The 3,227-nt window shown below is 74.6% G+C and carries 3 protein-coding genes; all 3 read left to right on the top strand.

The window, feature by feature from the left end; genetic code table 11:
• Positions 1-143: 143 nt before the first annotated feature.
• The gene (locus ACWEJX_RS37620; protein WP_451611903.1) at positions 144-1,133 is read left to right on the top strand and encodes an alginate lyase family protein; all 990 of its coding nucleotides are present in this window, start codon (positions 144-146) and stop codon (positions 1,131-1,133) included.
• 13 nt (positions 1,134-1,146) lie between these two features.
• Entirely contained in the window at positions 1,147-1,542 is a 396-nt protein-coding gene (locus ACWEJX_RS37615; RefSeq protein WP_451611904.1) for a PPOX class F420-dependent oxidoreductase, read from the top strand.
• A gap of 90 nt (positions 1,543-1,632) precedes the next feature.
• Positions 1,633-2,973: a UL36 very large tegument protein gene (locus tag ACWEJX_RS37610; RefSeq protein ID WP_451611902.1), complete on the top strand. Its 1,341-nt coding sequence runs from the start codon at positions 1,633-1,635 to the stop codon at positions 2,971-2,973.
• Positions 2,974-3,227 lie beyond the last annotated feature (254 nt).

Raw genomic sequence — 3,227 nt, 5'->3', positions numbered from 1 at the left:
GGCGTTGGAGGTAGACGACCTTCCCCAGGACTTCCTCAGCGTGCTTTTCCAGATTCTTCTTACTGGTCGGCCGGGCCCAGCTGGCCGCCGTACGGGCGCACGTCGCCGCGGGCCAGGAGCCGTGGAAGACGGCGTACGAGGACATGAGCGCGAGCAGGTACGCCGCGCTCGACTACACCCCGCACCCCGCGCAGACCGTCGCCTGCGCCTCGAACGCCGGCACGAACGCCTGCGTCGCCGAGCGCGAGGACGCCCTCGCCGCGTACACCCAGGCCCTGATGTGGTCGATCTCCGGGGACACCGCGTACGCCGACAAGGCCGTCGAGATCATGGACGCCTGGTCGAAGACGGTGAAGCGGCACACCCGAGACGACGCCGACCTCCAGACCGCCTGGTCGGGCTCCTCCTGGGCGCGCGCCGCCGAGCTCGTGCACGCCGGGTACCCGGCCTGGAAGGGGCCGGAGGTGCAGCGCTTCAAGTGGATGCTGCGCAAGGCGTACCTGCCCGACGTCACCGCCGACGTGCCCGACTACAACGGCAACTGGGAGCTGGCGATGACCGACGCCGCCATGGGCATGGCGGTGTTCCTGGAGGACCGGGACCTCTACGAGGAGGCGGTACGGCGCTACCGCGCCCGCGTGCCCGCCTACTTCTACCTCGCCTCCGACGGCGCACTGCCCAAGCCGCCGCCCGGCGGCACCATCAGATCCGCCGACCAGCTCGCCGCCTACTGGTTCGGCCAGCGCACCTACCGCGACGGCCTCGGCCAGGAGACCTGCCGCAACTTCATGCACATCGGCTACTCCCTCGCCGCCACCGCCCACATCGCCGAGACCGCCTGGCACCAGGGCCTCGACCTCTACCGCGAGGAGGCCGACCGGCTCTCCGCCGCGCTCGAGTTCCACTCCCGCTACCAGCTCGGCGAGGCCGCCCCGCGCTGGCTGTGCGGCGGAAAGGTCAGCCGCACCATGGGCCCGGACGTCGAGGTCGCCCTCAACCACCTCCAGGGCCGCATGGGCCGCGCGCTCCCGCAGACCGCCAAGCTCGCCGCGAGCCAGCGGCCCGGCGGCACCGACGACCTCTTCGTGGCCTGGGAGACCCTCACGCACGCCGGCAACCCGACCCCTGCGTAGGCTCACCGGCGTGATGCCCGAAGAACTGCGGCGCGGCCGCTACGTCAGCCTCACCACCTTCCGCGGGAACGGCACCGGGGTCGCCACGCCGGTCTGGTACGCGGTCGAGGGCGAGACGCTGTACGCCTGGACCCGCACCGACTCCTGGAAGGTCAGGCGACTGCGCCGCGACCCGCGCGTCGTGGCAGCCGTCTGCGACGTGCGGGGCAACGTGGCCGCCGGCGCCGTACGCGCCGAGGGCACCGCCCGGCTCGTCACGGGCGAGGAGCTGCGGCACGTCCGCAAGCTGCTCTCCCGCAAGTACACCTGGCAGTTCTGGGCGGTCGACTGGCCCGCGACGCTCGCCCGCCTCGGCAAGCGCCCGCACACCGGCATCGTGGTGAGCTTCCCGGCCCGTCCGGGCGCCTGACGGAAAACTCTGCGTAGCCGTCTCGTAACACGAATGCGGTCCAATGCCGGTGGACCGAGCGGCAGTGGCACAGGGCGGGCGGCGGTAGGCATGACGGTGCGGCAACTTCCGGTGGACGTCGTCATGTTCACCGAATGGCTGAACGAGCTGGTCGGCCGGCTCCGCCCCGGCGAGGGCTGGTACGGAGAGTTCGCCGCCCGCGACCCCGAGGGCATGCGCGCCTGCTTCGAGGGCGCGGACATCCTGCCCTGGGACATCGTCGAGTCCCTCCTCCAGGATCTCGGTGAGACCGCCGACGGGCCTTGGGGCGTCCGCGGCAGAGCGCTGTACGAGGCCGCCGCCACCGCCCACGACCGCGCGCCGGGCGCGGCGTCGGTGCTCACCGAGCGGCGCGAGCTGTTGACCCGCGAGGCCGCCCGCGCGGAGGCCCGCCTCCGCGAACCGGACGCCGACGACGCCGAACGGGCATGGGTACGCGACGATCTGGCCCGCGCGAGGTCGAGGTCGGCGGACCTCGGGGCGCGTCTGGCGCGACTCGCCGAGGCCACGACGGCACGCAGCCCGAAGCCGGCGACCGCGACCGCGCTCGGATACGGCCCCGGCCCGGCGCCTCGGCCGGTGTCGGCACCCGCGCTCGGGTACGGGGTCGGGGTCGCGCCCGGGTACGGCGCCGAACCGGCACCTCACCCCGCACCCGCGCCCCGCGCCGCCACGGCCCCGCCGGGGCGGCGTCGCCCGCGTGGGGCGCGGTATGCCTGGGTGGAGGGCGAGGCGGAGCCCGTGAGTGTGCCCGCTTCCGTGGGCGATCTGCCGGTCGGCGGGGTGGCGGCTCCGCGTGGGGCCCGGTTCGGTGGTGTGTCCGCCGGGCCCGTGACCCCGCCCGCGCCGGTTCACGAGCCCGGTCCGGACTCCGCCCGCGCCGCCGGGAACGCCGTCTACGCGCTGCGGCGGCTGCGTGCTCAGGGGCGTAGCGGCGAGGCGCACGCGCTGCTGTGCGAGGCGCTCGGCGGGCCGCCCGGGTGGCTGCCGGTGCTGGCCGCGGAGTTGTGTGCCGCGGGGCTCGCGGCGGACTGGGCCACCCTGCTGTGGGAGGCGGCCACGCTGCCGCCCGACCGGCTCGCGGCCGTCGCCGGGGCGCTCGCCGACGCGGGGCGTGCGCAGGACTGCGAGCAGCTGCTGCGGCAGGGCGTGGCCCGCCCGGTGGAGGAGCTGGCCGGGGCGTGCGCCGCGCTTCAGGGGGCCGGGCGCGAGAGCGAGGCGCGGGCCCTGCTGACCGCGTTCGTCCGCTGCCGTACCCCCGAGGACGCGGCCCGCCTCGCCGCCGCCGGCCCCGCCACGCTCACGCCCGCCCTGCTCGCCGCCGCCCGCGCCGTTTCGGTGACCCGTGAGCGGGATCTGCGGCACGCGCTGCGGGTCGCGGGGCGCGTCTGAAGTCCGGAACGGCAGGACTCGAAGCTGCCGCTGCGGCAGCTTCCACGGTGCTGACCAGGGCCGGAATGCCGCCTACCAGCGCGCGGCGATGGAGACGTACGCAGACGCCCGGCTGAGCTGAACCCGTCCGTCCGCGCTGCGGGGCGCCCCCCCCCGCCCGCCCGCCGGGTGCCCGCACCCCCGGGGCGGGCGGCATCAAGTGAGATCCAACAACATAAAAAAAAAGACCCACAAACATAAATCAATTTAGAGAG

This window comes from Streptomyces sp. NPDC004788 (genome assembly GCF_053601115.1).
Note: the sequence above shows the minus strand (reverse complement) of the source record. Positions and strands in the feature narration are given on the sequence as shown.

Coding starts and splice junctions, on each gene's coding strand:
- ACWEJX_RS37615 (WP_451611904.1), top strand. CDS start 1,147: ATGCCCGAAGAACTGCGGCGCGGCCGCTACGTCAGCCTCACCACCTTC.
- ACWEJX_RS37610 (WP_451611902.1), top strand. CDS start 1,633: ATGACGGTGCGGCAACTTCCGGTGGACGTCGTCATGTTCACCGAATGG.
- ACWEJX_RS37620 (WP_451611903.1), top strand. CDS start 144: ATGAGCGCGAGCAGGTACGCCGCGCTCGACTACACCCCGCACCCCGCG.